The sequence below is a fragment of the Pseudomonas sp. SDT291_1_S447 genome (assembly GCF_054070155.1).
This window is the reverse complement of the sequence record NZ_JBSVXS010000507.1, coordinates 1-206: the sequence shown is the minus strand read 5'-3', so window position 1 is coordinate 206 and position 206 is coordinate 1. Positions and strand designations below refer to the sequence as shown.

General features: G+C 58.7%; 1 protein-coding gene. It reads right to left on the bottom strand.

Annotation, left to right across the window (positions count from 1 at the left end; all coding sequences use genetic code 11):
• The coding region (locus ACW9IR_RS30575; protein ID WP_457466357.1) for a hypothetical protein at positions 1-206 on the bottom strand (206 nt) is incomplete at both ends.

The window sequence follows — 206 nt, the reverse complement described above, 5'->3', positions numbered from 1 at the left end:
ATTCGGTATTGAAGGCGCGGTCCTCTTCCAGCAGCGCGTCGATCTCGACTGCGAGCACGTGGGCCATCAGTTGCAGGATCTCTTCACGCTCGTAGCCGACCAGGGTCAGCTTGTTGAACGTGGCCTTGGCGGCCGGTGGGTTTTCGCTCTCGATCTGGTTCTCGATCGCTTCGATCAGGGTGGTTTCGGCGAATTCTTCTTCGTCG